We start from the raw sequence: 3,868 nt of genomic DNA on the forward strand, positions 1-3,868 counted from the left end.
CCGGCTGCACTCCACCCTCGGCTACCGCACCCCCGCCGAGACCCGGGCCGCCTACTACGCCCAGACCGCAACCGCGGCCTGAAATCCACAAAGAGATCGTCTACGAAGCTTGACACAGCCCAGTTGTCCCGGGCCACGTCCGCGATGGTGAAATGCTCGACGTTGTCTCCCAGGGTGAAGTTCTTTCCGTTCATGATTGCTCTCCTCCAGTTGCGTTTTTCGTTTTCGGTGTTCGGGTCGTTGTTGTGAATTTGTCGGTGTGTCCCGCGCCGGGAGCGGTAGCGGCTGGGTACCTGTTTGCCGCTTACGCGGGTTCGATGTCAGGCGTTGACCTGTTGCGCCGCTGTTCCGGTGGTCCTCTCGCTCTTGGGCATCGTGGTGGAGCCGCGGGCGTTGCGCAGTAGTCGCATCGCGTTGGCGATGACCACCAGTACGGAGGCTTCGTGGACGAGCATGCCGATCGACATGGTCACTCCGCCGGCGAAGACGCCGGCCAGCAGCAGCACCACGGTGATCAGGGCGATCGCGATGTTCTGCCGCATGACGGACACGGTCCGCTTGGCCAATCCGATAGCTTCCGGCAGCTTGAGCAGGTTGTCGCCCATCAGGGCGATGTCCGCGGTCTCCACGGCTACGGCCGAGCCGGCCGCCCCCATCGCCACGCCGATGTTCGCGGTGGCCAGGGCCGGGGCGTCGTTGACGCCGTCGCCGACCATGGCGATCGTGTGGCCCTCTTGCTGCAGCTGCGCGACCACGTCCAGCTTGTCCTCGGGAAGCAGGGAGGCGTGGATCTCGTCGATCCCGGTCGCCTTCCCGACGGCCTCGGCCACCAGCCGGGTGTCACCGGTGAGCATGACCACCTTCTCCACGCCGGCCCGGTGCAGGCGGGCGACCATCTCGGGTGCATCCTGTCGGACCTGATCGGCGACGGCGACGACGCCGATCACCTTGTCATCGACCGCCACGATCATCGGCGTCTTGCCCTCGGCGGCCAGCGATTCCGCCGCTTGGGCGGCGCTGCCGTCATCGACAACGCCGTACTGGAGTAGTAGCGGCGGGTTACCGATCAGCACCCGCCAACCGTCGACATCGGACACGATGCCCTTGCCGGGGACCGGGGTGACCGTGCCGGGGATGCCGTGCGGGCCTACTCCCTCGGCCTGGGCGGTGTCCAGGATGGGACGGGCCAGCGGGTGTTCGGAGCCGGCCTCAGCGGCGGCAGCCCAGCGCAGCACCTCGCTGCGCTCCAACGCCGAGTCCAGGACGACGACGTCGGTCAGCTGCGGGCGTCCCTCGGTCAGGGTGCCGGTCTTGTCCACGGCGACCGCGGAGATCTTCGCCGAGGTCTCCAGGAATTCGCCGCCCTTGATCAGGATGCCGTTGCGGGCGGCGCGGCCGATGCCGGCCACGATCGCGACCGGGATGGAGATCACCAGGGCGCCGGGACAGCCGATGACCAGCAGAGTCAGGGCCAGCACCACGTCGCCGGAGATCAGTCCGGCCGCCAGGGCCAGCACCATCACCGCGGGGGTGTACCAGCCGGAGAAGCGGTCGATGAACGCCTGGGTGCGGGCCTTGGCGTCCTGGGCCTCCTCGACCCGGTGAATGATCCGGGCTAGGGTGGTATCGGCACCGATGCCGGTGGCCAGCACCTGCAGGAAACCGCCGCGGGAGACGGTGCCGGCGAAGACCTGTCCGCCCTTGGATTTTTCCACCGGGATCGATTCGCCGGTGATCGAGGCCTCATCGATGGCGCCGGTGCCCGAGACGACTCGACCGTCGACGGGGACCTTCGCGCCGTTCTTGACCAGCACGATCTCGCCCATTCTCACTTGCGCGGCAGGGACTTCCTGTTGCTGACCGTCGCGCACGACGGTCGCGGAATCCGGGGCGACAGCGACCAGTTCGGCCAGTGCCGAGCGCGTCTTGTTCAAGGTGGCAGCTTCCAGGGCGTGGCCGATGGCGAACAGGAACGTCACCGCCGCGGCCTCCCAGAAGTTGCCGATGATGACAGCGCCGATGGCCGCGACCGACACCAGCAGGTCGATGCCGATGACCTTGGCGATCAGCGCGCGAACCGCCTTGAGTACGATCCCGTAGCCGGCGACGGCGGCCGCGGCGATCATGAAGACATCCCCGAGGGTGAAGGCCGCGCTGGCATGCGCGGCGTGGGTGCCGGCGTCCAGCCACCACTGCGGGCTGACGGCGAGGTTGGCGACACCTCCGCCCAGCCACTGGAGGGCGAACGAGATGATGATGAGCACGCCGGACACGACAGGAACGGACCAGTTTCCATAGACCCATTTCTGGAGCCTGTTCACTTTCGGGTACGACCTTTCTGCGTCTTGAGCCGGCGTACCGGCAGGATGAAGGGGGAATGTGAGCGGGCCCTGTGGGGCCCGCTGGCGTTAGAAGGCCGCGGGCGTGGCCTTGTAGCCGGCCTTCACGACGGCGGCAACAAGGTCATCCACCGAAACGCGCTCGGCGTCGTGGTCGATCTCGATGCGGGCGGAGGCGAAGTGGACCTTCACGTTCTGGACACCCTTGAGGCGGCCGACCTGCTTCTCGATCTTGGCCACGCAGGAGGGGCAGGAAAAACCTTCCGCGCGGAGGATGGTGTGGGTTGTGGTCGCGGTGGTCATTGTGGGATCCTTCCGTCTTGGTGTTTCTTACTGACACCTTCACCGTAGGTTCGCCGTGCCGCGAACTCCTTGACATAGATCAAGTTCGCGGGGCTCCTCCCCGAGCGCCGCTGGCCCGTCCGTTACGGTCGCGTCGGGTCGGCGTGGGATAAAGTGGTGTCATGCCCGAGGATGACTTGTGCGTCACCCGCGTCCCGATCTTCCAAGGCCTCACCCGTCAGGAACAGTTGCGTGTTGCGGACTTCGCCCGCCCGGTACTCGCCGAAAAGGGGGAGATCGTCTATGCGCCCGGACAGCCGGTCTCGCGCCTGCTGGTGATGCACAGTGGACAGCTCAAGGTCAGCCACGGGGCCGCCAATGGTCAGGAGCAGATCCTGCGAACGGTGACCGACGGTGACGTCGTGGGTGAACGTGCATTCCTGACGGGCCACCGTCCGAACGATCTCGCCGTCGCGCTGGAAGAGAGCAGGATGTGCGTGTTCGACCATGCCGACCTTGCAGTCCTACTTCGTGACTACCCCGACATCAGTCAGCGGATGCTGCGGACGCTCTCCGACCGCCTCTCTTCCGTCGAGCGACTGCTGGCCGCCATCACCTCCAGCGATGTCAATGCCCGTGTCGCGGCCTACCTCCTGGACCTACCTGGCACCATGCGGGACGGAGCGGCCACGGTGAGACTTCCGATGGCGAAACAGGAAATTGCGGCGTACCTCGGCACGACACCAGAGACCCTGAGTCGACGCCTTGCCGCGCTCTCTGCCTCCGGCCTTATCGAATTGCACGGGCGCCGGGAGGTCACGATTCTCGATATCGATGCGCTTGAACACGTAGCCACACCTCGATAGTCGGGTGCCGCTGCGGCGTGGCGGCCTCCTGGGCAGTATCCGGTGCAACTCGAACCCGCCCTTGACCTTCTTGCAGTGGCGTCACCTGTGTGGGCTGCTCCCTACGAGCTTCCCCCGGCACGGGCGCAAAGCGGGCGAAGGGGCCGACCTAAAGGCCAATATCTTGGTTTTGCGGTGGCAATGCCGCAACCAGGGGGTGGTCCCGGCCGGTGTTGCCGAGCTTGACGGCACCACCCGGTGAACCGAGTTCGTCGAAGAATGGGCTGTGTCAAGCTTCGTAGACGATCTCTTTGTGGATTTCAGGCCGCGGTTGCGGTCTGGGCGTAGTAGGCGGCCCGGGTCTCGGCGGGGGTGCGGTAGCCGAGGGTGGAGTGCAGCCGG

General features: G+C 66.2%; 3 protein-coding genes and 2 pseudogenes. 1 reads left to right on the forward strand and 4 read right to left on the reverse strand.

Going from position 1 to position 3,868, the window contains the following annotated elements:
* The 3 genes and pseudogenes from ACYVJ0_RS13385 to ACYVJ0_RS13395 all read right to left on the reverse strand — a co-directional run.
* Positions 1 to 194 (reverse strand): annotated as a pseudogene (locus ACYVJ0_RS13385) (hypothetical protein); the annotation flags it as partial.
* Positions 195 to 320: 126 nt separating this feature from the next.
* Entirely contained in the window at positions 321 to 2,321 is a 2,001-nt protein-coding gene (locus ACYVJ0_RS13390) for a heavy metal translocating P-type ATPase (protein ID WP_449854261.1), read from the reverse strand.
* A gap of 87 nt (positions 2,322 to 2,408) precedes the next feature.
* Positions 2,409 to 2,642 (reverse strand): heavy-metal-associated domain-containing protein, encoded by a 234-nt coding sequence (locus tag ACYVJ0_RS13395; RefSeq protein ID WP_249387508.1) that lies wholly within the window; start codon positions 2,640 to 2,642, stop codon positions 2,409 to 2,411.
* Positions 2,643 to 2,803: 161 nt separating this feature from the next.
* On the opposite strand from ACYVJ0_RS13395, the gene ACYVJ0_RS13400 reads away from it, so the two are divergent.
* Positions 2,804 to 3,487 carry a Crp/Fnr family transcriptional regulator gene (locus tag ACYVJ0_RS13400; RefSeq protein WP_460818349.1) on the forward strand — a complete coding sequence of 228 codons (684 nt, stop codon included), beginning with the start codon at positions 2,804 to 2,806 and terminating at the stop codon, positions 3,485 to 3,487.
* Between the two features lie 148 nt (positions 3,488 to 3,635).
* On the opposite strand, the pseudogene ACYVJ0_RS13405 reads toward ACYVJ0_RS13400, so the two are convergent.
* A pseudogene (locus tag ACYVJ0_RS13405) lies at positions 3,636 to 3,746 on the reverse strand (ferredoxin); the annotation flags it as partial.
* Between the last annotated feature and the right edge of the window lie 122 nt (positions 3,747 to 3,868).

The organism is Microbacterium petrolearium (assembly GCF_054782875.1).